The 22,589-nt window shown below is 67.2% G+C and carries 26 protein-coding genes and 1 pseudogene; 23 read left to right on the forward strand and 4 right to left on the reverse strand.

Features of this window, described 5'->3' with window-relative positions; translation table 11 throughout:
• The 4 genes and pseudogenes from ITJ49_RS16675 to trmD all read left to right on the forward strand — a co-directional run.
• Nucleotides 1–240, forward strand: a pseudogene (locus ITJ49_RS16675) (30S ribosomal protein S16); the annotation flags it as partial.
• Nucleotides 241–243: 3 nt separating this feature from the next.
• Nucleotides 244–480 carry an RNA-binding protein gene (locus ITJ49_RS16680; RefSeq protein ID WP_055958803.1) on the forward strand — a complete coding sequence of 79 codons (237 nt, stop codon included), beginning with the start codon at nucleotides 244–246 and terminating at the stop codon, nucleotides 478–480.
• Nucleotides 458–1,159, forward strand: a complete 702-nt coding sequence (rimM, locus tag ITJ49_RS16685) for a ribosome maturation factor RimM (RefSeq protein WP_194606686.1) — start codon at nucleotides 458–460, stop codon at nucleotides 1,157–1,159. The genes ITJ49_RS16680 and rimM overlap by 23 nt, the downstream gene beginning before the upstream one ends.
• Nucleotides 1,160–1,163: 4 nt before the next feature.
• On the forward strand, nucleotides 1,164–1,868 hold the full coding sequence (trmD, locus tag ITJ49_RS16690) for a tRNA (guanosine(37)-N1)-methyltransferase TrmD (RefSeq protein ID WP_194606687.1): 705 nt from the start codon (nucleotides 1,164–1,166) through the stop codon (nucleotides 1,866–1,868).
• 49 nt (nucleotides 1,869–1,917) lie between these two features.
• On the opposite strand, the gene map is transcribed toward trmD, so the two are convergent.
• Complete coding sequence (gene map, locus ITJ49_RS16695; protein WP_194606688.1) at nucleotides 1,918–2,688, reverse strand: type I methionyl aminopeptidase; 771 nt, start codon at nucleotides 2,686–2,688, stop codon at nucleotides 1,918–1,920.
• Nucleotides 2,689–2,726: 38 nt separating this feature from the next.
• Between map and ITJ49_RS16700 the strand changes: the two genes are divergently transcribed.
• From ITJ49_RS16700 to ITJ49_RS16740, 9 genes are all read left to right on the forward strand, one after another.
• Entirely contained in the window at nucleotides 2,727–3,302 is a 576-nt protein-coding gene (locus tag ITJ49_RS16700) for a hypothetical protein (protein ID WP_194606689.1), read from the forward strand.
• A 184-nt stretch (nucleotides 3,303–3,486) separates the two neighbouring features.
• Complete coding sequence (gene rplS, locus ITJ49_RS16705) at nucleotides 3,487–3,837, forward strand: 50S ribosomal protein L19 (protein ID WP_055958791.1); 351 nt, start codon at nucleotides 3,487–3,489, stop codon at nucleotides 3,835–3,837.
• 95 nt (nucleotides 3,838–3,932) lie between these two features.
• The gene (gene lepB, locus ITJ49_RS16710) at nucleotides 3,933–4,769 is read left to right on the forward strand and encodes a signal peptidase I (RefSeq protein WP_228514649.1); all 837 of its coding nucleotides are present in this window, start codon (nucleotides 3,933–3,935) and stop codon (nucleotides 4,767–4,769) included.
• 34 nt (nucleotides 4,770–4,803) lie between these two features.
• A complete protein-coding gene (locus tag ITJ49_RS16715) occupies nucleotides 4,804–5,439 on the forward strand; it encodes a ribonuclease HII (protein ID WP_194606690.1) in 636 nt (211 codons plus the stop codon).
• A 176-nt stretch (nucleotides 5,440–5,615) separates the two neighbouring features.
• The gene (locus ITJ49_RS16720; protein WP_055958787.1) at nucleotides 5,616–5,939 is read left to right on the forward strand and encodes a DUF2469 family protein; all 324 of its coding nucleotides are present in this window, start codon (nucleotides 5,616–5,618) and stop codon (nucleotides 5,937–5,939) included.
• 107 nt (nucleotides 5,940–6,046) lie between these two features.
• Nucleotides 6,047–6,418, forward strand: coding sequence for a YraN family protein (locus tag ITJ49_RS16725; RefSeq protein WP_194606691.1), 372 nt, complete (start codon nucleotides 6,047–6,049; stop codon nucleotides 6,416–6,418).
• Nucleotides 6,415–7,950 (forward strand): YifB family Mg chelatase-like AAA ATPase, encoded by a 1,536-nt coding sequence (locus ITJ49_RS16730; protein ID WP_194606692.1) that lies wholly within the window; start codon nucleotides 6,415–6,417, stop codon nucleotides 7,948–7,950. Before ITJ49_RS16725 ends, ITJ49_RS16730 begins: the two co-directional genes overlap by 4 nt.
• On the forward strand, nucleotides 7,947–9,155 hold the full coding sequence (dprA, locus tag ITJ49_RS16735; RefSeq protein ID WP_370544585.1) for a DNA-processing protein DprA: 1,209 nt from the start codon (nucleotides 7,947–7,949) through the stop codon (nucleotides 9,153–9,155). The genes ITJ49_RS16730 and dprA overlap by 4 nt, the downstream gene beginning before the upstream one ends.
• A gap of 66 nt (nucleotides 9,156–9,221) precedes the next feature.
• Nucleotides 9,222–10,145, forward strand: a complete 924-nt coding sequence (locus ITJ49_RS16740) for a tyrosine recombinase XerC (RefSeq protein WP_370544586.1) — start codon at nucleotides 9,222–9,224, stop codon at nucleotides 10,143–10,145.
• A gap of 10 nt (nucleotides 10,146–10,155) precedes the next feature.
• On the opposite strand, the gene ITJ49_RS16745 is transcribed toward ITJ49_RS16740, so the two are convergent.
• Nucleotides 10,156–10,713, reverse strand: a complete 558-nt coding sequence (locus tag ITJ49_RS16745; protein ID WP_194606693.1) for a peptidoglycan DD-metalloendopeptidase family protein — start codon at nucleotides 10,711–10,713, stop codon at nucleotides 10,156–10,158.
• A gap of 173 nt (nucleotides 10,714–10,886) precedes the next feature.
• Between ITJ49_RS16745 and ITJ49_RS16750 the strand changes: the two genes are divergently transcribed.
• The 10 genes from ITJ49_RS16750 (at nucleotide 10,887) to ITJ49_RS16795 (ending at nucleotide 19,551) form a co-directional block, all read left to right on the forward strand.
• Complete coding sequence (locus ITJ49_RS16750) at nucleotides 10,887–12,326, forward strand: sugar porter family MFS transporter (RefSeq protein WP_055958746.1); 1,440 nt, start codon at nucleotides 10,887–10,889, stop codon at nucleotides 12,324–12,326.
• A gap of 284 nt (nucleotides 12,327–12,610) precedes the next feature.
• Entirely contained in the window at nucleotides 12,611–13,594 is a 984-nt protein-coding gene (rpsB, locus tag ITJ49_RS16755) for a 30S ribosomal protein S2 (protein ID WP_194606694.1), read from the forward strand.
• A 91-nt stretch (nucleotides 13,595–13,685) separates the two neighbouring features.
• Entirely contained in the window at nucleotides 13,686–14,519 is an 834-nt protein-coding gene (gene tsf / locus ITJ49_RS16760) for a translation elongation factor Ts (RefSeq protein ID WP_194606695.1), read from the forward strand.
• Nucleotides 14,520–14,641: 122 nt separating this feature from the next.
• Nucleotides 14,642–15,361 (forward strand): UMP kinase, encoded by a 720-nt coding sequence (gene pyrH, locus ITJ49_RS16765; RefSeq protein ID WP_055958737.1) that lies wholly within the window; start codon nucleotides 14,642–14,644, stop codon nucleotides 15,359–15,361.
• 107 nt (nucleotides 15,362–15,468) lie between these two features.
• Entirely contained in the window at nucleotides 15,469–15,984 is a 516-nt protein-coding gene (gene frr, locus ITJ49_RS16770; protein WP_055961960.1) for a ribosome recycling factor, read from the forward strand.
• A complete protein-coding gene (locus ITJ49_RS16775) occupies nucleotides 15,984–16,961 on the forward strand; it encodes a phosphatidate cytidylyltransferase (RefSeq protein WP_194606696.1) in 978 nt (325 codons plus the stop codon). Before frr ends, ITJ49_RS16775 begins: the two co-directional genes overlap by 1 nt.
• Before the next feature lie 58 nt (nucleotides 16,962–17,019).
• Nucleotides 17,020–17,586, forward strand: coding sequence for a DivIVA domain-containing protein (locus tag ITJ49_RS16780; RefSeq protein ID WP_055958734.1), 567 nt, complete (start codon nucleotides 17,020–17,022; stop codon nucleotides 17,584–17,586).
• Between the two features lie 46 nt (nucleotides 17,587–17,632).
• Nucleotides 17,633–18,463 carry a transglycosylase SLT domain-containing protein gene (locus tag ITJ49_RS16785; protein ID WP_194606697.1) on the forward strand — a complete coding sequence of 277 codons (831 nt, stop codon included), beginning with the start codon at nucleotides 17,633–17,635 and terminating at the stop codon, nucleotides 18,461–18,463.
• Nucleotides 18,464–18,514: 51 nt separating this feature from the next.
• On the forward strand, nucleotides 18,515–18,820 hold the full coding sequence (locus tag ITJ49_RS16790) for a hypothetical protein (protein WP_194606698.1): 306 nt from the start codon (nucleotides 18,515–18,517) through the stop codon (nucleotides 18,818–18,820).
• Entirely contained in the window at nucleotides 18,817–19,551 is a 735-nt protein-coding gene (locus ITJ49_RS16795) for an alpha/beta hydrolase (RefSeq protein ID WP_370544587.1), read from the forward strand. Before ITJ49_RS16790 ends, ITJ49_RS16795 begins: the two co-directional genes overlap by 4 nt.
• A 33-nt stretch (nucleotides 19,552–19,584) precedes the next feature.
• Here the strand turns inward: ITJ49_RS16795 and ITJ49_RS16800 are convergent, their stop codons facing one another.
• Nucleotides 19,585–20,643 (reverse strand): AI-2E family transporter, encoded by a 1,059-nt coding sequence (locus ITJ49_RS16800; protein ID WP_055958725.1) that lies wholly within the window; start codon nucleotides 20,641–20,643, stop codon nucleotides 19,585–19,587.
• A gap of 7 nt (nucleotides 20,644–20,650) precedes the next feature.
• Complete coding sequence (locus ITJ49_RS16805; protein WP_194606699.1) at nucleotides 20,651–22,411, reverse strand: hypothetical protein; 1,761 nt, start codon at nucleotides 22,409–22,411, stop codon at nucleotides 20,651–20,653.
• Nucleotides 22,412–22,589: the final 178 nt, after the last annotated feature.

Consider the following 22,589-nt stretch of genomic DNA (forward strand, 5'->3'; position numbering starts at 1 on the left):
GGCGTCGGCGCTCAGCCGACCGAGCAGGTCGCTGCGCTCCTCAAGCTGACCGGCGACTGGGGTCAGTTCAAGGGCGACAAGAACGCCGTCAGCACTGTCAAGACCAAGGTCGCGAAAGAGGCCTTCGTCGCTGACGAGAAGAAGAAGCCCGTGCTGAAGCCCAAGGCTGAGAAGCCGGCCGAGGCTCCCAAGGCCGAGGCTCCTGCCGCCGACGAGTCCGCAGAGACGACCGAGGCGTAGTCAGTGCTCGCACCTGCACTCACACACCTCGTCCGGGGGATCGTCGATCACCCGGACGAGGTGCAGGTGGTCTCCAAGGCTTCTCCGCGCGGCGACGTGCTCGAAGTCCGAGTCCACCCCGAAGACCTCGGACGCGTCATCGGACGCTCCGGGCGCACCGCCAAGGCGCTTCGCACTCTCGTCACGGCTCTCGCCGACGGGAAGCGCGTTCGCGTCGATGTCGTCGACACCGATTCCTGAATCGGTGGCAGACGACACGAACACCCGAGTCGACGCGCCGTCCCCCGAGGGGACGCGTCTGCGCGTCGGCCGCCTCACCAAGGCCCATGGCCTCAAGGGCGGGCTGAAACTCGAACTCTTCACCGACGCTCCCGAAAAGCGCTTCGTCCCCGGCGCCGTCTTCGCACTCCAGGTGCCGACCGACAGCCCCTGGCATGGCAAGACGCTCGAGCTCGGCGAACTCCGCTGGTACAACTCCCACCCCGTGGGCTTCTTCACCGGCATCTCCGACCGCAGTGCAGCCGAAACCCTCGCGAAGGCCATCCTGTGGGTCGAGCACGAGGGGCTCGAGGTCAGCGACGAACCCGACGCGTGGTTCGATCACCAATTGGTCGGTCTCTCCGTTGTTCGCGACGGCCGCGAGGTAGGCACGATCGCCCGCGTCGATCACCTGCCGGCCCAAGACCTGCTCGCAGTCGAGACGCCGTCCGGCGAGGTGCTCGTGCCTTTCGTGAGCGCGATCGTCCCCTCGGTCGATCTGGCCTCGCGCACGATCACCGTCACGCCGCCGCTCGGTCTCTTCGAAGAGCTTGTCGACGATGCCGCCGAGAGCGATGCGGAGGCTGGCGCGGAACGCGACGAGACCGCCCCGGTGACCGCGTCGGATCCTGACGTCGCTGCCCCCGAAGACCAGAAGTAGTTCTGTGCGGATCGACATCGTCACGATCTTTCCGGAGTTCTTCAGAGTGCTCGACGTCTCGCTTCTCGGCAAGGCCCGTCAACAGAAGCTGCTCGATGCCAGGGTTCACGACCTCCGCGACTTCACGCACGACCGGCACCGCACCGTCGACGACACCCCGTACGGCGGCGGCGCCGGCATGGTGATGAAGCCGGAGCCGTGGGGTGAAGCCCTCGACTCCCTGCTCGGCGACGCTGAGCCCGGCACCGTCATGGTGGTGCCCTCACCGGCCGGCACGCCTTTCACACAGGCTCAGGCACGCGAACTGGCGTTCGCCCCTCGGCTGGTCTTCACCTGCGGCCGCTACGAGGGCATCGATCAGCGCGTCATCGATCACGCCCGCACCCGGCCAAACGTCGAGGTGCGCGAGATCAGCCTGGGCGACTACGTCTTGAACGGCGGCGAGGTCGCCACCATGGCGATGGTCGAAGCCATCGGACGCCTCGTGCCCGGCGTCGTCGGCAACCCCGAGAGCCTCACCGAAGAGAGCCACGAAGACGGGCTCCTCGAATACCCGAGCTATACGAAGCCCTCGACGTGGCGCGGGCACGAGGTGCCGCCCGTTCTGCTGAGCGGCAACCACGGCGCCATCGCGACCTGGCGTCACGAGCAGCAGGTCGAGCGCACCCGCAGGGTTCGGCCCGACCTTCTCGGCGAAGCGTCCGACTAGGGCGTCGAAGCGGCTAGGTACACGCAGGGCGCGACACCGAAGGATCCGGCTAGCCCCGCGCGGTCAGAACGAGAGGGCCCTCCGGCGTGATCGCTACCGTGTGCTCGACGTGGGCCGCTCGCGAGCCATCTGCGCTCTTGATCGTCCAGCCGTCGGCGTCGGTGTAGATCTCGTCGGTGCTCTGCATGAGCCACGGCTCGATCGCGATGACGAGGCCCGGCCGCAGCGGGAAGCCGCGGCCCGCGCGCCCGTCGTTCGCGATGTGAGGGTCGCCGTGCATCTCGGTACCGACGCCGTGTCCGCCGAACTGCAGGTTGACCGCGTAGCCGGCTGCGCGGGCGACGTCGCCGATCGCCGCAGAGATGTCTCCGATGCGCCCGCCGGGCTGGGCCGCGGCGATGCCGGCCGCGAGGGCCTGCTCGCAGGCGTCGATGAGGGCTCGGTCTTCGGCGGTCTCATCGCCGCCGACGACGATGCTGAGGGCACTATCGGCCACCCAGCCGTCGACCTTCGCTGCGAAGTCGAGGCTCAGCAGATCACCCTTCTGCAGGCGGTAGTCGAACGGGAGTCCGTGCAGCACGGCGTCGTTGACCGAGGTGCAGATGACCTTGCCGAACGGCATCGCACCGAACGAGGGGTGGTAGTCGATGTAGCAGCTCTCCGCTCGCGCCGCCGTGATCATGCGGTGGGCGAGCGCGTCGAGCTCAAGCAGGTTGGTGCCGGGCGTCGCGGCTTTGCGTGTGGCCTCGAGCACTGAGGCGACGAACCGCCCAGCCGGTCGCATGGCGTCTATTTCTCCGGGTGTTCGCAGATCGATCATGGAGCCATTCTTCACTGTCCGTGCATAGTCTTCACTGCATGTGGGTTCGTAGAGGTCTCTACCGTGCTCTGTGGGTGGCGGCAATCGTGCTGCCGGCGTGGGTTCTGCTCGCCCGAGTGTTCTTCGGTGCCCCGCTCGGCTACCAGTTCGTCGCGCAGATCGTGCTCGTCCCGATCCTCTTCGTGGTGCAGGCCGTGGCTATCGCCCTGGTGTCTCTCCGACGCGACAACCGCACTCGTCGCGCCGTCTCGTGGATCGACGCGGGGCTCCTGACGCTCACCTGGCTTGGCCAGTTGGGCAGCGGTTTTTTCCTGGTCGACTCGACTTCGTCGCAGTCGGCGGGTTCCGCGTTCAGCGCTCTGGTCGGCAACGACGCGGTGGCCCTGTCGACCGCACTTTCTGCCGCATCGATCGTCGTCACGATCGCGGCCGGGGCGGCGCTTCTGGTCGCAAGCATCTGGCAGTCGGTCCGGTCGGCCCGAGACGGCTTCCGGTCCACGCTGGCCGAGATGGAGCGGGTGGTACAGGGCGGAACACCAGGATCCGGCCAGACGTCACCCGGATCCTTCGCTGCCGATGCCGAACACACGATCCGCATCACCCCTCGCGCGTAGCGCCGGGCGTGTCGCCTGTGGCACAATGGTTAATTGTGCCCGCGCACGACTCTGCCACAGGGGAGTCTGCCATTACGAGGCACGAACACTCTTCGAAATGCGCCGGTCGGCAACGAGTTCGACTCGATCGACAGGCGCCCCGAAACCGCGATCGACCTGTGGCGGTTGCAGAGAGCGAATCATCATGAGCCACATCCTCGACAGTCTGGATGCCGCGTCGCTTCGCAGCGATGTCCCCGACTTCCGCGCCGGCGACACCGTCAAGGTCCACGTCAACATCATCGAGGGCACGCGCTCGCGCGTCCAGGTGTTCCAGGGCGTCGTCATCGGCCGCCAGGGCGACAGCGTCCGCGAGACCTTCACCGTTCGTAAGGTCAGCTTCCAGGTCGGCGTCGAGCGTACGTTCCCCGTGCACTCGCCGGTCATCGACCACATCGAGCTCGTCAGCCGAGGCGACGTGCGCCGCGCGAAGCTGTACTACCTGCGCGAACTTCGTGGCAAGAAGGCAAAGATTAAAGAGAAGCGCGACAACTAGTCCGCGCCTCCGGTGGCAGGGCTGACACGCTCAGCACTCTCGCCGCTTCCGAGCTCCCCGTCCAGTACCATTTGGCGGGGAGCTCTGGTGGTTAAATGACAGATAACAGCACGTTCATGGGTAGGTTGCGTCGAGGCATGCAGCTCCCGTCGGTGACGCCCGACAGCGAGGCCGTTCGCGGTCGCCGTCGGTCAGACGACGATCCCGCCGACACGGGCGGCCGCAAGAAGCGCCGTGGCGGTGCCGGGCGGTTTCTCCGCGATATCGTCATCATCTTCCTCGTCGCCCTGCTGATCTCCTTCCTGATCAAGACGTTCCTGGTGCGCTCGTTCTACATCCCGTCCGAATCGATGCAGAACACCCTGCAGGTGAACGACCGCATCATCGTCAACGAGCTTGTGCCTCGAGTCACTCCGATCAAGCGCGGCGACGTGGTCGTCTTCAAAGACCCGGGCGGATGGCTCGGGTCCACCGACCAGGTGTCGTCGACCACCGGCAACCCGGTCATCGATGGATTCCAGTGGGCGCTCACCCAGGTGGGGCTCGGCACGCAAGACAGCGACGACCACCTCATCAAGCGGGTCATCGGCCTGCCGGGCGACAAGGTCGCCTGCTGCAACGACTTCGGCCAGACGACGGTCAACGGTGTTCCGCTCGACGAGAAGGCCTACACGAAGCTTCCGGCCGGCGTGACCAAAGAATCGAAAGACGATTTCAGCGTGACGGTTCCGGCCGACTCGCTCTGGGTCGAGGGCGACAACCGCTACAACTCCGCCGACAGTCGGCTTCAGACCGGAACACCGTCGAAGGGCTTCGTGCCCGAGTCCGACGTCGTGGGTCGCGCCTTCGTCATCACCTGGCCGGTAAGTCGCTGGACGTGGCTCGACGACTACCAGAGCGTCTTCCGCGGCACCGATAAATCGACACAGTGACAGCACGCATCCGATTGATTCCGGGCTGCTGCTGATGGTGGTCGCCGATCCGACCCTCGACTTCGAGCGGTCCCTGCACGCCGAGGGCGTCACCTGGGTCGTGGGCTGCGACGAGGTAGGCCGCGGCGCCATCGCCGGGCCGGTCGCGGTCGGCATGAGCGCGGTGATCGCCGCGTGCGATCCGCACCCCGCTGGCCTTCGCGACAGCAAGATGCTCAGCGAGAAGCGTCGCGAATTGATGTATCCGCTGGCCGTCGATTGGTCGCACGCGTCGGCAGTCGGATTGGCCGAGCCCGGTGAAGTCGACGAGTTCGGCATCATCGCCGCTCTCGGGATCGCCGGAAAACGCGCGCTCGTCCAATTGCACGAGCAGGGCGTCGGGATCCTCGATTCCGTCGTGGTGCTCGACGGCAACCACGACTACCTGTCGTCCGCACTGACGCATCCGCCGCGCATCACCACTCGAATCAAGGCGGATCGCGACTGCGCCTCGGTCGCCGCCGCCTCGGTGATCGCCAAGGTGCACCGCGATCGCATGATGATCGACTTCGACACTCTGCATCCCGGCTACGGCTGGGCCGGCAATAAGGGCTACGGCTCGGCGACGCACTACGAGGCGCTCCAGGCCCTCGGGCCGTCTCCGCTGCACCGGCTGACCTGGCTGCGCTGACCCGGCTGCGCTGACCCGGCTGCGCTGACCCGGCTGCGCTGACCCTGCTGCGCTGACCCTGCTGCACTTACCCGGCCAAGGCCAGATCTCTTGCGCTGGCGGCGAGACGCTCGGCTCTCCTGCGCCGATGCGGCGACGCTCGGTTGCCCAGTGGTCGCGGGTAAGATGTCTCCTCGATGGACGACGACGATTTCGAAGACTACGACCGCGAGGTCGAGCTCGCTCTCTACCGCGAATATCGTGACGTCGTGTCGCAGTTCCGGTACGTGATCGAGACCGAACGACGCTTCTACCTCGCCAACGAGGTCGAACTGTTGCGCCGCGACACCGAGCACGACTTCTACTTCGAGCTGACCATGAGCGACGTCTGGGTGTGGGATGTCTACCGCTCCGACCGGTTCGTGAAGTCGGTGCGGGTGCTGACCTTCAAAGACGTCAACGTCGAAGAGCTCACGACGCGCGATCTCGAACTGCCCAAAGAGCTTGCGCTCGACGAGTAGCCAGGCCTCGTCTCCTGAGGCGGTCGACCGCCTCTAGTTCTCCCCAGTCTGACGACTCCTCCGTCTGAGACGGCGCCGTTTCGCGATCCTCGAAGCAGGAGGTCGTGATGACGAAGAAAAACACGAATCAAGAAGTCGGTGCCCTCGGCGAGGAGGTGGCTGCCGTGCATCTCGCTGAGCGGGGCTACCGGATCCTCGATCGCAATTGGCGGTGCCCCGAGGGTGAGGTCGACATCGTCGCCGAAGACGACGACTACGTGGTCGTGGTGGAGGTGAAGACGCGCACGGGCCACGCGGCGGGGCATCCGTTCGAAGCGGTGACGCCCGCGAAAGTGCAGCGGCTACGGCGACTGGCGCTCGCCTGGGCTCACGGCAACCCGCGTTCCGGCCAGCGGTTGCGGGTCGACGTGGTCGCGGTCACCCTCGAGGCTGATGCCTCGACGCGACCCGTCATCGAGCACCTCGAGAACGTCGCGTGACCGTCGCACGCACCGAGGCGGTCGCCCTCGTCGGAGTGGGTGGCCAGCTCGTCGAAGTCGAGGCCGATATCAGCGACGGTCTGCCGGGGTTCGTCTTGATCGGGCTGCCCGACACGTCGCTCGGCGAAGCCCGCGACCGGGTGCGAGCCGCTGCAGCGAACTCGGGCTGCGCGCTGCCGCCGCGCAAACTGACGGTCAACCTGTCGCCGGCCGCACTGCCGAAACAGGGCGCGTCGTTCGACCTGGCGATCGCCGTCGCCGCACTTGCGGCATCCGATCTGGTCGACCGCCAGTCGATCGACCGGGTCGTCCACATCGGAGAGCTCGGGCTCGACGGTCGCCTTCGTCCGGTGTCGGGTGTACTGCCTGCCGTTCTCGGCGCCGCTCGCGCCGGCGCCGAACGCGTGATGGTTCCGACCGCCAACGAGGCCGAGGCGACGCTCGTGCCCGGGGTCAGGGTGGTCGGCGTCGCAAGTCTTCGAGAGGCAGCGATCTGGCACGGCGGCGATTTCACGCCCGAGGAGGTGGAGCCGCTGACGCTCCCGGCGGCCGCCCCTCGACCGGAGAGCGAGCTCGACCTGGGGGAGGTGATCGGCAACCGGGCGGCCGTCGAGGGTCTCGTCGTCGCTGCGGCGGGCGGGCACCACACGATGATGGTCGGGCCGCCCGGGTCGGGCAAGAGCATGCTGGCGGCGCGGCTACCCGGTCTTCTGCCCGACCTCGACGTCGAATCGGCCCTTGAGGTGTCGTCGATCCGCTCGCTCTGCGGCCTGCCCCTCAGCGGCGAGCTGGAGCGGCGCCCGCCCTTCGAAAGCCCGCATCACTCCTGCAGTGCTACGGCTCTCGTAGGTGGCGGAAGCAGCGTGCTGCGACCGGGCGCCGTGTCGAGGGCGTCGCGCGGGGTTCTCTTTCTCGACGAGGCACCCGAGTTTCCGGCCCACGTGCTCGACGGACTCCGTCAGCCCCTCGAGTCCGGCGAGATCCAGCTCCAGCGCACCGCCGTCGGTGCCGTGTTTCCGGCGCGATTCCAGCTCGTCCTCGCAGCAAACCCCTGTGGCTGCGGGCAGTACGGCAGTCGCGACGTCCCTTGCGAGTGCACTCCGTTCGCCCGGCGGCGGTACCTCACCCGGGTGTCCGGGCCGCTCGTCGACCGCATCGACATCCACGTGCGGCTCACGCGGATCGACGCGGCGCAGTTTCACCTCGCGACCGACGGCGCTGTAGACACGACAAGCACGGCCGAGGCCCGTGTCCGGGTTGAACGGGCCCGAGAGCGAGCCGCCGTTCGGCTGGCGTCAACACCCTGGCGGCTCAACTCGGAGGTGCCCGGTGCGTGGTTGCGCGCCGAACCCCAGCGCCTGGCCGCCGCAGACACCGCCGACATGGACCGCGCGCTCGAAGGCGGCACCCTCACCATGCGGGGCTACGACCGCGTGTTGCGTCTCGCCTGGACGCTCGCCGACCTCGACGCCCAGGACCGCCCGGATGCCGGTCACGTCGGAGCAGCTCTCGCGCTCAGGAGGCCGCGGTGATACCGGGCCTCGGCGAAATCGGTGATGCCGAGGTCTCCGCTCTCCTCGGGGGTGTGGGTCGAGACCGCGCTGAGACTGCTGGCGACGACTTCGCCTCGGCCGTCTGGTCGTGCCTTGTCGAACCGGGCGATTCGGTGGGCGGGGTGCTCCGAGCGGCCTTCGGGCCCGCGGGGGCCTTCGACGTCCTCCGCCGCGACGGCCCCGACGTGGTTCGCGCGCTGGTGGAAGCAGGATTCGGCACAGAGGGTCTCGACATCGCTGCGGCAAAAGCCCGCTGGGCTCCACGGCTCAACCCGGTCGCGATCCGCTCTGCCCTTAGCGCGGCGAGCATCGCGGGGGCGCGGCTGCTGCTCCCGGGCGATCCGGCTTGGCCGACGAGCCTCGACGAGCTGGGGGTGCACGCCCCCGCGACGCTCTGGATCCGGGGTGACGCGAGTGCGTTGTCGTCCCGGCCCTCGGTGGCGTTGGTGGGATCGAGGGCCCCGTCGAACTACGGGGAGCAGGTCGCCACGGAACTCGGCACGGGGTTGGTGCTCCGCGGTTTCGGCGTGGTGTCGGGGGGCGCCTACGGCATCGACGGCGTAGCCCATCGAGCGGCCCTCGCCTCCGGCGGCCTTACCGTCGCCATCATGGCCGGGGGAGTCGACCGCTTCTATCCGGCAGGGCACCACGATCTTCTCGTGCGCGTGGCCGAGACCGGCGCGGTCGGGTCGGAGGTGCCGTGCGGCACGGTGCCGTCGCGCTGGAGGTTTCTGCAGCGGAATCGCGTGATAGCTGCGCTGACGGCAGCGACGGTCGTCGTCGAGGCGGGTCATCGGTCGGGCGCGCTCAACACGGCCGGTCACGCGCGGAGCCTCGGGAGACCGCTGGGTGCAGTGCCGGGGCCGATCACGTCGCCCTCGTCGGCCGGGTGCCATCGATTGCTGCGCGATCCCGAGGTCGTGCTGGTTCAGGGGGTCGACGACATCGTGGGCGCCGCCAGCCCCGATCTGGTCGATACATCTCCCGGCGGTACCGGACGCCGGAGGTCCGCCGCCGAACACCGCGTGCTCGATGCGCTGAGTGGGCGGCAGGCCCGCCACGAAGACCGCATCGAGCGGGACTCGGGGCTGACGGCGGCCGAGGTGCAGGCGACTCTCGCCGTGCTCGAGCTCGCCGGTCAGGTCGAAGAGCGCGAGCGGGGGTGGGTGCGGCTCGTGAGATGACGAGGCGCCATCGGGGCAACGGGGTGCCGCGCCTCGTCGTCGCCCTGGCGGGCCTACGCTGGCGTCGTGGACGACACCCTCGCGCGCGACATCGACGACTTCCGGTCGTGGCTTCGCTCCGCCCGCGGGTTGAGCGAGCACAGCGTGCGCGGGTACGGGGCCGATCTCGCCGACCTGCTCGCTTTCGTTCGGGGGCGACTCGACGAGGATCCGCGCACGGCCGGCCTCGACCTCGAGACCCTGCGCGACTGGCTGTGGGAGTCCACCGACCGGGGCCTCGCCCGCTCCACCATCGCCCGGCGATCGGCCTCCGCCCGCGCCTTCACGCGATGGTTGCACGAGACCGGGCGGGTCGACGTCGATCCGGGTGTCCGGCTCCGAGCGCCGAAGGCGGAGAGTCACCTGCCGCGGGTGCTGACCCGGGACCAAATGGGCGGGATCCTCGATGAGCTGGCCGCCGCAGCCGTCGGTGGCGACGCGACCGCCCTCCGCGACCTCGCCGTCGTCGAGCTGCTCTACGGGGCGGGGCTCCGCGTCGGCGAGCTCGTCGGCTGCGACCTCGGCGACGTCGACTTCGAACGACTCGTCGTGCGCGTGCTCGGAAAGGGAGCGAAGCAGCGCGTCGTCCCCTTCGGAGTGCCGGCGTCGGCCGCCCTCGACGACTACCTCACCCGAGGCCGGCCACAGCTCGCAACAGGCGCCCGCGCCGATCGTGCAGCACTCTTCGTGGGGCGATCGGGCTCGCGTCTGGGGGCACGGTCGGTCTACGCGCTGGTGGCCCGGATCCTCGAGCCTCTTCCGGGTTCAGGACCGGCGGGGCCGCACGCGCTGAGGCACACGGCCGCGACTCACCTGCTCGACGGCGGGGCCGACCTCCGTGCCGTGCAGGAGCAGCTCGGTCACGCCAGCCTCGGCACGACGCAGATCTACACGCACGTCTCGACCGAACGCTTGCGCGAAAGCTATCGATCGGCGCACCCTCGCGCCTGAAGTCCTCGGGCTACAGGGGCCGTGTCGGCAGGAGAACGGAGCGGCGTAGCTCGCCGAGGAGGAGGAGCGGCGACACGTAGCGGCCGTCGACCCGGGCACCGAGGTGGAAGCAGGGCTCCGACGACGCGCAATGGCCCGGCTCGACCACGCCGATGGGCTGGCCGCGGTCGACGTGCTGACCACGTGCCACCGTCGCGCGCACCGGCTCGAAGCTCGACAGCACTCCGCCCGCGTGCTCGAGCGACAGCACCGGACGATCGACGACGGTTCCGGCGAAGTGTACGACGCCCGCCTCGGGGGCGACGACGACCACGCCCGGCATCGACGCCACGTCGATACCGCGGTGCCCCGGCGACCAGACCGCGCTGGGTGCTTCGTACGGTGTGACGACCCGATGGGGTGGGGGAGACGGCCACGACCAGCGCCCTGCGAGCGCAGCACCGGGATCCTTCGCGACGACCGTGGCGACAGTCGCGCCGGCAGTCGTGACCGCTCCGACGGGGGAAACCTGCGGGGCTAGGCCGAGAGCGACGGCGAGCAGGAGCGCTGCGAGAAGGCGGAGAACCATGCCCCCTATGCTCGCGTCGGCGCAAGCACCTCGGCGGGCGTAGGGTCTTTCTGTGCACAACGATTCGTGCACGTCGCATGTGGGGAGGCGGCGGTCACGAGTCGCTGCTTCCTGAATAATCTTGTCGGTCTCGCCGCCCCAGGCTGGATCGACGGCTTGGAAAGTAGAGAACAGTGTCCGACACGACATCCACCACTCCGCCCGGTGAAGCGAAGAAGCTCGAGAGGCGGGTGACGGCCCTCGCTGTCGCCGCGGCCGTCGGCGGGTTCCTCTTCGGATTCGATTCCTCCGTCATCAACGGTGCGGTCGACTCGATTGCTCAGCAATTTGGCATCCCCGCGGCAGCTACCGGCATCACGGTCGCCTCGGCCCTTCTGGGCTGCGCCGTCGGCGCCTACGTCGCGGGCCGTCTCGCCGATCGCTTCGGTCGCATCAAGGTGATGCTCCTCGGGGCGATCCTGTTCTTCGCCTCGTCGATCCTCGCCGGTCTCGCTTTCGCGGTCTGGGACTTCGTGCTGTGGCGCGTCATCGCCGGCATCGGCATCGGTATCGCGTCGGTCATCGCTCCGGCGTACATCTCGGAGGTCTCGCCGAAGGGCATCCGCGGTCGTCTCGGCTCATTCCAGCAGCTGGCGATCACGCTCGGTATCTTCGCCGCCCTACTCTCCGATCAGCTTCTCGCCACCGGTGCGGGCAGTGCCTCGGCGATGCTCGGGCCGTTGGAGGCCTGGCGCTGGATGTTCATCGTCGGCGTCGTCCCCGCCGCGGTCTACGGGATCCTCGCGCTGCGTCTTCCCGAGTCGCCTCGCTACCTCGCGGGCGAAGGCCGTCGCGACGAAGCCCGGAGCGTGCTCAGTCAGATCGTCCCGACCGAGACCGTCGAGACCAGCCTCCACGACATCGAAGACGCCATCAACACCGAGGCGAAGCTCGCCAAGAAGTCGAGCGTCCGCGGGCCGGTCGCCGGTCTCCAGGGCATCGTCTGGGTCGGAATCATCCTGGCCGTTCTGCAGCAGTTCGTCGGCATCAACGTGATCTTCTACTACTCGACGACCCTCTGGAAGGCAGTCGGCTTCCAAGAGAGCGACGCTTTCCTCATCTCGACGATCACCTCCGTGGTCAACGTCGCCGTCACCTTCGTGGCGATCGCCCTGGTCGACAAGGTGGGCCGTCGTCCGATGCTGCTCGCTGGTTCGATCGGCATGACCATCAGCCTTGCTGCAATGGCCGTTGCGTTCAGCCAGGCCGACATCGTCTCCGGAGACCCGCAGCTCCCCGGTGCGTGGGGCCCCATCGCCCTTGTCGCGGCCAACCTCTTCGTCGTCTCGTTCGGTGCTACCTGGGGCCCGCTCATGTGGGTCCTGCTCGGTGAGATGTTCCCGCCGAGCATCCGTGCGGCCGCCCTCGGCATCGGTTCGACCGCCAACTGGATCGCGAACTTCGTCGTGACCGTCGCGTTCCCCGTCCTGTCGGCGATCAACCTGACTCTCGCGTACAGCATCTTCGCCTTCTTCGCCCTTCTGTCGCTGATCTTCGTGTTCTTCAAGATCAAAGAGACCAAGGGCCGTTCGCTCGAAGAGATGGGCACGGCGGCGGTCGGAGCGAACGCTTAGGATCCCACCGCTCCCCACACACACGGACGCCCTGTTCTCCAGACGGAGACGGGGCGTTCGTGGTGTTACTATTAGCGAGCAGTCTGCTTGCAGGCTGACTTCGCGTGCCCTAGCCGTATGTGCATCAGCACAAGACGCGGCGGCAATTCCACCCATTCGGTCTCTCGACGATCATCACGATCTCGGGGGCGGGTGTGAGGCCGGGCACCAGGCAGAGGCGACCGACCGGTCGTCCATTCAACCGAAAAGACGCGCGTCTTCGCGCGTAGAGAAGGAGAACGGCCATGGCCGTCGTCACCATCCGCCAGCTGCTCGACAGCGGCGTTCACTTCGGACACCAGACCAGGCGCTGGAATCCGAAGGTCAAGCGATTCATCCTCGCGGAGCGCTCCGGCATCCACATCATCGACCTCCAGCAGTCGCTCGGTTACATCGACAAGGCGTACGACTTCGTCAAGGAGACGGTCGCCCACGGCGGCACCATCCTCTTCGTCGGCACCAAGAAGCAGGCTCAGGGGTCCATCTCCGAGCAGGCGATCCGTGTCGGCCAGCCGTTCGTCAACCAGCGCTGGCTCGGTGGTCTCCTGACCAACTTCCAGACGGTCTCGAAGCGCCTCGCTCGCATGAAAGAGCTCGAAGAGATCGACTTCGACGACACGACTCAGGGCTTCACCAAAAAAGAGCTCCTCATCAAGAAGCGCGAGCTCGACAAGCTTCACAAGACTCTTGGCGGTATCCGCAACCTCACGAAGACGCCGTCGGCTCTCTGGGTCGTCGACACCAAAAAAGAGCACCTCGCGATCGATGAGGCCAAGAAGCTCGGCATCCCCGTCATCGGCATCCTCGACACCAACTGCGACCCCGACGAGATCCAGTTCCCGATCCCGGGCAACGACGACGCGATCCGTTCCGTCGGTCTGCTGACGCGCATCGTCGCCGACGCCGCTGCAGAGGGCCTCATTCAGCGTCACCAGAAGCCCGAGGCCGGTGAGACCCCGGTCGAGCCCCTCGCCGAGTGGGAGGCCGAGCTGCTCGCGCAGTCGACCGACGCTCCCGCCGCTGACGCTGCCCCGGCTGCCGAAGCCTCTCCTGCCGCCGAGGCAGCCCCCGCTGCCGAGCCGACCGAAGAGAACGACGCCGACGCTCAGGTCGCCGAGAAGGCACTGGGCGAGCCCGTCGCTAACCCGGTCGCCGAGGCCGACCCCGAGGTCGCGAACGCAGTCGATGCCGACGCTGCTGCTGTCGACGCCGCCGCCGACGCCAAGTAACACCCTCCCCGTCGGGATCATCGGGCGTTTCGGCGCCCGGTGATCCCTTCCTCACGATTCAGCCTCTGATCCACGAAAGGTGGGCACATCTATGGCCAACTACTCACTTGCCGATGTCAAGGTGCTTCGCGACCGTCTCGGCGCGGGCATGCTCGACAGCAAGAACGCACTCGTCGAAGCCGACGGCGACCTCGACAAGGCGATCGAGATCCTCCGCGTCAAGGGCCTGAAGGGCGTTGCAAAGCGCGAGGGTCGCACGACGACCGCCGGTCTCGTGACCGCCAAGCCCGGTACGGCCGGCACCGCCACGATCATCGAGCTCGCCAGCGAGACCGACTTCGTCGCTAAGAACACCAAGTTCATCGCTCTGGCCGAGACCGTTCTCGACGCCGTCGCCGCCTCGGGCGCCGACGACGCCGCGACCGGCAACGCTGCCATCCTCTCGGGTGACCAGACGGTCGCCGCGTATGTCGACCAGGAGGCCGCCCTTCTCGGCGAAAAGGTCGAACTCCGCACCGTCGCCACCGTGCCGGGCACCGAGTTCGCGATCTACCTCCACAAGACCTCCAAAGACCTGCCCCCGCAGGTCGGCGTGGTCGTCGGGTACACCGGTGGCGATGCCGAGACCGCTCGCTCCATTGCGCAGCACGTGGCCTTCGCTGATCCGAAGTTCATCAGCCGCGACGAGGTTCCGGCCGACGAGGTCGAGCGCGAGCGCGCCATCGTCACCGAGACCGCGAAGAACGAGGGCAAGCCGGAAGCGGCTCTGCCGAAGATCATCGAGGGTCGCTTGACGGGCTTCTTCAAGGAGATCGCCCTTCTCGACCAGGCCTATGCCAAAGACAGCAAGCTGTCCGTGCAGAAGGTCCTCGACGAGGCCGGCATGACCGTTCAGGGCTTCGCCCGGATCAAGGTCGGCGCGTAGCGTCTTGCATGATTGGGGCCTGAGACGATCACTCGTCTCAGGCCCCATTTCTCTGCCCCGATTTCACCGCCCCCAATTCTCGATAACCTGACCTGAGACATCACCAGAGGGAGACCAGCACGATGAAGACACCGAAGATCGCACGCAGGCGGGTCCTCCTGAAACTTTCGGGAGAGTCATTCGGCGGAGGCTCGCTGGGAGTGAACCCCGACGTCGTCAGCGCACTGGCCCGCGAGATCGCCGAGGCCTCCAGCGAGGTCGAGGTCGCGATCGTCGTCGGCGGAGGCAACTTCTTCCGTGGGGCCGAGCTGAGCCAGCGCGGCATGGATCGCGGCCGCGCCGACTATATGGGCATGCTGGGCACCGTGATGAACGCCCTCGCGCTGCAAGACTTCCTGGAGCAGACCGGGGCCTCCACGAGGGTTCAGTCGGCCATCTCGATGACGCAGGTCGCTGAGCCCTATATTCCGCGCCGTGCCGCCCGCCACCTCGAAAAGGGCCGCATCGTGATTTTCGGTGCCGGCGCCGGACTGCCCTACTTCTCGACCGATACCGTGTCGGCTCAGCGCGCCCTCGAGATCGGTGCCGAAGAGGTGCTCGTCGCTAAGAACGGAGTGGACGGCGTCTATTCGGCCGACCCCCGCCTCGATCCGACCGCTGTCAAGCTCGACCATCTCACCTACCAGGACGCGCTGGTCAAGGGGCTGAAAGTGGTCGACTCGACTGCATTCAGCCTCTGCATGGACAACGGAATGCCGATGCACGTCTTCGGCATGGAGGGCGAGGGCAACGTTGCTCGCGCAATCCGTGGCGAGCGAATCGGAACGCTCGTCAGCAACTGACGGGCTCGGCGCGGCCCCGGTAACCACCGGGGCGGCCCGGGTAAGCTGACGACGAACTAAGGAGCACTGTGGCGATCACCGACGTATTGACCGAGACCAAAGACAAGATGCGCAAGGCGGTCGAGGTCGCGAAAGACGACTTCAACACCGTACGAACCGGACGCATCAACCCGGCGCTGTTCCAGAAGATCCCCGTCGACTACTACGGCACCCCGACGCCGTTGGCTCAGCTCGCCTCACTGCAGGCGCCTGAGGCACGCACGCTCATCGTGACCCCGTACGACAAGACCGCTCTCAAAGAAATCGAGAAGGCCATCACGACCTTCCCGAATCTCGGCGCGTCTCCGTCGAACGACGGCACCATCATTCGGGTGACCATTCCCGAGCTGACGCAGGATCGCCGCAAAGAGTTCGTGAAGATCGTTCGTGGCAAGGGCGAAGACGCGAAGATCGCCGTCCGCAACATCCGTCGCAAGGCCAAAGACGACCTCGACTCGCAGACCGAGGTCGGCGACGACGAGGTGGCTCGCGCCGAGAAAGAGCTCGAGTCGATCACGAAGGGCTTCGTCGACCAGATCGACGACGCTTTGAAGAAGAAAGAAGCGGAGCTGCTCGAAGTCTGATGGGCACGGCTTCTTCCGATCCTGATCAGTCTGGTTCGTCGAACCAGAAGAGACCCGACTTCGACGAGCGCGCACACAACGCCCGCCACGAGCTCGAGGCCAACCTCCGTGCGCAGCGCGCGCGACTCGAGGCCAGCAACGAGAAGCTGACGGCGCGCACGGGCCGCAACCTTCCCGCAGCTATCGGCATCGGGGTCGGGCTCGGCGGGTCGGTGCTTCTCAGCCTGGTTCTGGTCAAGTGGGTCTTCGTCATCGTCGCGGCGGCGCTGATTTTCTTTATCGTCATCGAGCTGACGAACGCGCTGAGGTCAGCGGGGCGCAAGGTGCCGCGCATCCCGAGCGTGGTCGTGGCGATGGCAGTGGTGGTCGCCTCCTACGTCTGGAAGGCGGATGGGCAGTGGCTCGTCCTCCTGGGCGGCGTCGTCGTCATCTCCGTCTGGCGCCTCGTTGAACAAGTCCTGCCGTCTCGACGGGCGTCGGCCGCCGACATCGGTCGCGACCTCGCGGCCGGCGCCTTCGTGCAGATCTACACGACGTTCCTCGGATCCTTCCTCGTCCTCCTCACCGCCCAGGAGGGCGGCCAGTGGTGGGCGCTCGGCACACTCATCATCGTCATCGCGGTCGACACGGGCGCGTATGCGACCGGGCTCAATTTCGGCAAGCACAAGATGGCCCCGCGGATCTCGCCCAAGAAGACCTGGGAGGGCTTCGCAGGATCCGCGGCGTCCGCCATGATCGCCGGTGTCTTGATCTCCGTGTTCATGATTCACGAGCCCTGGTGGCTCGGCATCATCCTCGGAGCCGTTCTCACGTTGACCGCCACTGTCGGCGACCTGACGGAGTCGCTGATCAAACGCGATCTGGGCATCAAAGACATCTCGGCCTGGTTGCCGGGCCACGGGGGATTCCTGGATCGACTCGACTCGACTCTGCCGTCGGCGGTAGTCGCCTACGCGCTCTATCTGATCTTCGCTTGACGTCGGATCCTGGGCTCTTCTGCTCTGGGAGTTCGGGCCGGGCTGTTCGTGCGGCACAATGGTCGGCGTGAGTGCGACTTTCCCGAGAGTGACCGGTTCGACCCGCGGCTACGACATCGATCAGGTGGAGGAGTTCTTGAAGCGGGCTAGAGCCGCGTATTCGAGCGACTCCACGACCGTCTCCGAGGCGACCGTCTCGGCCGAGACGATTCGGCACACCGCCTTCGGCATGGTGAAGAAGGGCTACGAGCCCGCGCATGTCGACGCAGCACTCGAGCGTCTCGAAGACGCCTTCGCCATGAGGGAGCGCGACCGGGTGCTCCGGGCTACGGGCGACGAGACCTGGTTCGCCGAGGCCCGATCGACCGCCGAGGCTATCGTCGCCCGGTTGGAAAGGCCGGAGGGGCGGCGTTTCGACCGTGTCACGTTCCTTTCGGCGGGGTACCACCCCAAAGACGTCGACAGCCTGGTCGAGCGGCTGCAGGGGTATTTCTCGGAGGGGCGCGCGCTGAGCATCGAAGAGGTGCGCACCAGTGTGTTCCGCCCGAAACGAGGCGGTTACCGCGAGGGCCAGGTCGACCTGGTGCTCGATTCGGTGATCGATGTGATGCTCGCCGTCCGGTGAGTCGCCCTTGGCGGAGCGTGATCCATCCGTTATAGTTGTCGAACTTATGGGTAGGCACTCCGCAGTTCAGGCATCCGCAGTTCCGTCCTCCGAGCGCACGTCGAGGCACGAGCACCGGGCAGTAGTTCCCCGACCTCGCGTTTCCGCTCCGGTTCGCCAGATTCGTCCTGCTGAAGCGGCGGGTGCATCCTTCGCGGCCCGCCCCGCAGGTCGGCGTCGTACCAGCCGGCGAGTCATCGTTCCCCTGGTCGGCTTCGCGGCCAGCTTCGCGTTCGTCTCCGCCTCGCTCGTGAACCCGCTGTCGGGGGCCGTGGCCGCAACCGCAGCGCCCATCTCACTCGCGCCGGCTGCACCCTCGGCTCAGGTCGCAGCCGGCCAGAGCTACACGGTCGCGTCCGGTGCCACCGTGGCGACGAGTCGCGACGCCTACACCGTCGAGTACACCGCGCCCGTCGTCAAGAAGGCGGCACCCGTGGTGACGACCGACACGACCACGACCGACACCGCCACGGCGACCGACTCGTCCGCATCGGCGACACCTGCAGTCACTGCGGCTCCCGCTGCTGCGGCCGCAACGCCGGGCAGCGCCCAGGCGATCGGCGCCGAGCTCGTCGCCGCCCGAGGCTGGGGCACCGACCAGTACAACTGCCTCGTCTCGCTCTGGAACAAGGAGTCGGGCTGGAACGTCTACGCGGCCAACCCGTCCGGTGCCTACGGAATCCCGCAGGCCCTTCCTGGCAGCAAGATGTCGTCCGTCGGAGCCGACTGGCAGACCAACCCGGCCACCCAGATCACCTGGGGCCTGAACTACATCCAGGGTCGCTACGGAAACCCGTGTGGCGCTTGGGCGCACTCGGTCGCCAACAACTGGTACTGAGCGACCCCTCGATCGAGGCCTATTTGCGTCTCGTTCGATAAGGTTTTATCCATGCCTCGAAGTAACCGACCTCGGCGCCCCCGGGGTCGTGGGGCGGAGACCGAGTCGGAGACGAGCGACCTCGGCCGGATCCTCTTCGGTGGTCAACAGACCGAGGTCAAGCGGGGGCGCGAGTTCGTCGTTCAGTCGATCTCAGGGGCCACGTCGCCGAAGGCGTACGTGTGCCCCGGGTGCAGCAAGTCGATCGAACCCGGCACACCCCACGTAGTCGCTTGGCGCGCCGACGGTCTCTTCGGCGCCGAGAGCGACCTCGCTGCGCGGCGTCACTGGCATACCCACTGTTGGAGGATCGCGTGACAGAACAGCCGTCCAGATCGAGCATCGATGTTCGCGGCGGAGTCGAGCTTCCGGCGAGACGAAGCGACATCGAGCTGCATACGGCCGATGGGCTCACGCTCGTGGGAGAGTTGGTGCTGCCGGCCGATGCTGCGCCCTCGGGCACCCTTCTGACCCTGCACCCCCTGCCGACCGCAGGAGGGTTCATGGACTCCCACATCATTCGCAAAGCCGCCGCTCGTCTTCCAGCCCAGGCCGACATGGCCGTCTTGCGGTTTAACTTCCGTAGCGCCTCGTCGCCCCGGGGTCGTTCCGAAGGGGAATTCGGCGACGGCGAGACCGAACGCTTCGACCTTGCAGCGGCGATCGCCTTCGTCGCCGAGCGCGGGCTTCCGACACCGTGGCTGGTGGGCTGGTCGTTCGGCACCGAGGTGGCGCTCAAGCACGGCCTCGAGCATGACATCGCGGGTGCCATTCTCCTTTCGCCACCCCTCGCCCGCACGACCGACGATGAGTTGCGTCGGTGGGCCGGGAGTGGGCGTCGTCTCGTCGCGATCATTCCCGAGTTCGATGACTTCCTCCGCCCCGAGGCAGCCCGTCAACGCTTCGCGGTCGTGCCCGAGACAGAGCTCATCGAAGTCGCCGGCGGCAAGCACCTGTGGGTCGGAGAGAATCAGACCCGGCGCGTGCTCACCGAGATTGTCGAGGTCGTCAACCCGACGGCACTCCCTCTCGGCGAGACCTGGTCGTAGAGAGCAGGCCCCGGCCGGAGCGGCCGAACGCGCCTATTTCGTGTTTTGGCGAGGGATGACGACCTCGCGCACGATCAAGAGGACAGCCGCGGCGACGGGAACGGCGATGAGAGCGCCGAGCACGCCCAGCAGAGTGCCGCCGACGAGGGCCGAAATGATCACGATCACGCCCGGAACCTTGACTGCGCGTCGCATCACACGCGGCGCGAGGATGTACGCCTCCACCTGCATGTAGACGAGGTAGTAGATCGCGAGGAAGATCCAGGTCGCGGGGGAGAGGGGAAGGAGCGCTACCTGGGCGAGGACGATGACGGCTGCCGCCCCGACTGTGCCTACCAGCGGGATCAGGGCGCCGATGAACGCGATGAAGGCGAAGAAGGCCGGCAGCTGCGCACCCGAGATCGACAGGACGACGAAGCTCAGGATTCCGTTGAGGAGCGCCAGAGCCACCTGCCCGATGACGTAGCGGCCGATCGAGCTCGAGATCTGATCGGAGAGCCGGATGTATTCGGGTCGACTCGAGCGGGGAATCAACTGCGAGACCCCGCGCTTCATGCTGTCGAGCGAGGCCATGAAGTAGAGCGTGAGAATCAGAACGATCAGGACCCCGGCGAGGCCGTTCGAGATCGCCACCCCCACCGCAAGCACTCCGCCGCCGATGGCGACGACGTTCTTCGGGTCGGTGAGGAAGTCGACGACGGAGTTGAGGCTGTCTTGCACGTCGAAGGCGTCTTTGGGGACGAGCGACTGGAGATTGTCGACGAACTGCTGCGCCGTCACGCTCTGCAGGTAGGTCGAGAGGTTGGTGACGAGCGTCGAGGTCTGCTGCACGATCGTGGGCACGATCGCGAAGACGACGCCGACGAAGGCGAGGAGGACTCCGACCATGACGATGGTGATCGCCAGAGGCCGGGGGACGTGACGGTTCTCGAGCCACCGCACCACCGGGTCGAGCCCGAGGGCGAGGAAGAGGGCGACGCCCACGTAGGTGATGATCGTCGACAGCTCGCCGAGGGCAGTGCCGATGAGGATCGCCGTCAAGACGCCGAGGCCACCGAGGAGGCCGAGACGGTAAGCGTTGGAGATTCTCACGCGACGATCACTCGCCCTGCTGGGACTGCGACTTGGCTACCTGGCCGACCATGCCCCGGAGGTTCTCGAAGTAGGCCGCCACGGAGTCGCGCTCCCGGTTGATTGCCGACAGGCGCTCCTCGGCGTCGCCAATGATGCCGCGCGCCTGGCGCTCCGCATCGGTGACGAGGAACTCGGCGCGCGAGCGGGCATTGCTCAGGGTCTCGTTCGCCACTCGCTCCGACTCGGCGCGGGTCTTGCGCGCCGCGGCGTAGGCGTTCGCTTCCGCCTCGCGGGCCTCTTTGCGCTTGGTCTCTGCACGCTCGGTCACGTCGGCGAGTTGAGCGTTCGCCTCGTCGAGGAACGTCTGAGTCTCTTCGACGGCGTCGTGGTGCCGCTGGACGTAATCCTGCTCGGCCTCGTCGCGTCGCGTCGCCAGCTCGACTTCGAGAGCGGTACGGGCCGTGTGCGCCTCCCGGTCGAGTTCAGCAGCGATCCGGTCGCGGTCGGCGGCGATCTCGGCATCGAAGGTCTCGCGCTCGCCACGGAGGCGAGTGCGCTGTTCGTCGTCGTCGTGGGCGAGGCGGGCGCGCGTCTCGGCGAGATCGGCATCGAGCTCGGAGCGGGCGCGAGCAGCTTCGGCGGCGATTGCAGCCTGGTGATCAGCCAGATCGCGCTCGATGCGGTCGCGGGTCTGCGTCAAGTCGCGGTCGATCTGCTCACGGGTCTCGCGGGTGGTGCGTTCGATCTCTTCCGCACTGGCGAGCCGGGCGGCTTCGATATCGGCGTGCGCCTCGGCGACCTCTCGGTCGAGCTCGGCGCGGGTGCTCTCAGCCTCTCGAGCGAGGGCCTCGCGGGCGGTCGCCGTGTCGCTTGCGAGAAGGGCCCGGGCCGCGGTGATCTCGCGGTCGAGTTCGGCTCGGCCGTTCGTGATCTCTTCGGCAAGTTCGGTGCGGGTGCCGACGACCTCGCGATCGAGCGAGTCGCGCCGTGCGGCGACCTCTCGTTCAAGGTCGGCGCGGGTCGTCTCGTCGAGCCGGGCCAGATCGTCGCGGACTGTGGTGGACTCGAGTTCGAGCTCGGCGCGCTGGCGCTCGGTGTCGCTTGCGAGGAGGGCGCGGCCCTCCTCGGTGTCGCGTGCGAGGTCGGCTGCACCTTCGCGTGCCTCGGCGACCTCGGCCTCGACGGCCGCCCTGAGGTCAGCGACCTCGCGTTCGGCGGCGGCACGAAGAGCGGCGGCTTCGCGCTTTGCTGTCGCCATGGCCTCGGCTGCCTCGGTGGATGCGTTCGTGCGCGTAGCAGCCGCATCGCGCTCGGCATCGGCGATCATTGCCGCCGCGTCGTCGCGAGCCCGGGCCACGAGGCGATCGGCCTCTCCGGTCGACTCTTCGACCTGGGCGGCGGCACGGCCGCGAGCGTCGTCGAGAATGTCGGCGGCGCGCTCACGTGCTTCGTCGGTGACCCGCTCGGCCTCGGCGCTGGTCGTCGAGCGAAGCTCGGCTGCGTCGCGCTCGGTCTTGGCGATGAGGTCGTTCGACTGCTCTTCCGCGAGTCGAAGCGTGTTTTCCAGCTTGGCCCCAAGGCCCTTGTAGCTTGGCTCCCCGACCTCTTCGAGTTCGTCTTCGAGCTCTTCGATGCGGTGCGACAGCTGCCGTGCCGATTCGGCCTGTTCGGCTCGGTCGTTGTTCGCCTTGATCAGTTCCCGCCGGAGATCGCCGAGAGCTTTCTCGACCTCCTCCTTCTTGTACCCGCGGAGTTCGGTTCCGAATTCAGCCTCATCAGTGGCCACGATGTCTCCCTGTGGTTGGGGCGAGCCCGGATATCTAACGGGACACGAGAACGGTGGACGGCGGTGGCATGCCCGAGGGCGGCCAACCTCCGCATTTTAGCGGGATTCCCGGCCTCTCATGCTGGCTAGGCGTCTCTCAGAGTCGTCGGCTACCCTGAAGGGTCTTAAATTCGCTGCC

It is taken from the genome of Frondihabitans sp. VKM Ac-2883, from assembly GCF_015350875.1.
Taxonomy (GTDB): Bacteria; Actinomycetota; Actinomycetes; order Actinomycetales; family Microbacteriaceae; genus Frondihabitans.

Coding starts and splice junctions, on each gene's coding strand:
- rimM (WP_194606686.1), top strand. CDS start 458: ATGTCGTCGACACCGATTCCTGAATCGGTGGCAGACGACACGAACACC.
- map (WP_194606688.1), bottom strand. CDS start 2,688: ATGATCGATCTGCGAACACCCGGAGAAATAGACGCCATGCGACCGGCT.
- ITJ49_RS16700 (WP_194606689.1), top strand. CDS start 2,727: ATGTGGGTTCGTAGAGGTCTCTACCGTGCTCTGTGGGTGGCGGCAATC.
- rplS (WP_055958791.1), top strand. CDS start 3,487: ATGAGCCACATCCTCGACAGTCTGGATGCCGCGTCGCTTCGCAGCGAT.
- lepB (WP_228514649.1), top strand. CDS start 3,933: ATGACAGATAACAGCACGTTCATGGGTAGGTTGCGTCGAGGCATGCAG.
- ITJ49_RS16715 (WP_194606690.1), top strand. CDS start 4,804: ATGGTGGTCGCCGATCCGACCCTCGACTTCGAGCGGTCCCTGCACGCC.
- ITJ49_RS16720 (WP_055958787.1), top strand. CDS start 5,616: ATGGACGACGACGATTTCGAAGACTACGACCGCGAGGTCGAGCTCGCT.
- ITJ49_RS16725 (WP_194606691.1), top strand. CDS start 6,047: ATGACGAAGAAAAACACGAATCAAGAAGTCGGTGCCCTCGGCGAGGAG.
- ITJ49_RS16745 (WP_194606693.1), bottom strand. CDS start 10,713: ATGGTTCTCCGCCTTCTCGCAGCGCTCCTGCTCGCCGTCGCTCTCGGC.
- rpsB (WP_194606694.1), top strand. CDS start 12,611: ATGGCCGTCGTCACCATCCGCCAGCTGCTCGACAGCGGCGTTCACTTC.
- tsf (WP_194606695.1), top strand. CDS start 13,686: ATGGCCAACTACTCACTTGCCGATGTCAAGGTGCTTCGCGACCGTCTC.
- pyrH (WP_055958737.1), top strand. CDS start 14,642: ATGAAGACACCGAAGATCGCACGCAGGCGGGTCCTCCTGAAACTTTCG.
- frr (WP_055961960.1), top strand. CDS start 15,469: ATGCGCAAGGCGGTCGAGGTCGCGAAAGACGACTTCAACACCGTACGA.
- ITJ49_RS16775 (WP_194606696.1), top strand. CDS start 15,984: ATGGGCACGGCTTCTTCCGATCCTGATCAGTCTGGTTCGTCGAACCAG.
- ITJ49_RS16780 (WP_055958734.1), top strand. CDS start 17,020: ATGGTCGGCGTGAGTGCGACTTTCCCGAGAGTGACCGGTTCGACCCGC.
- ITJ49_RS16785 (WP_194606697.1), top strand. CDS start 17,633: ATGGGTAGGCACTCCGCAGTTCAGGCATCCGCAGTTCCGTCCTCCGAG.
- ITJ49_RS16790 (WP_194606698.1), top strand. CDS start 18,515: ATGCCTCGAAGTAACCGACCTCGGCGCCCCCGGGGTCGTGGGGCGGAG.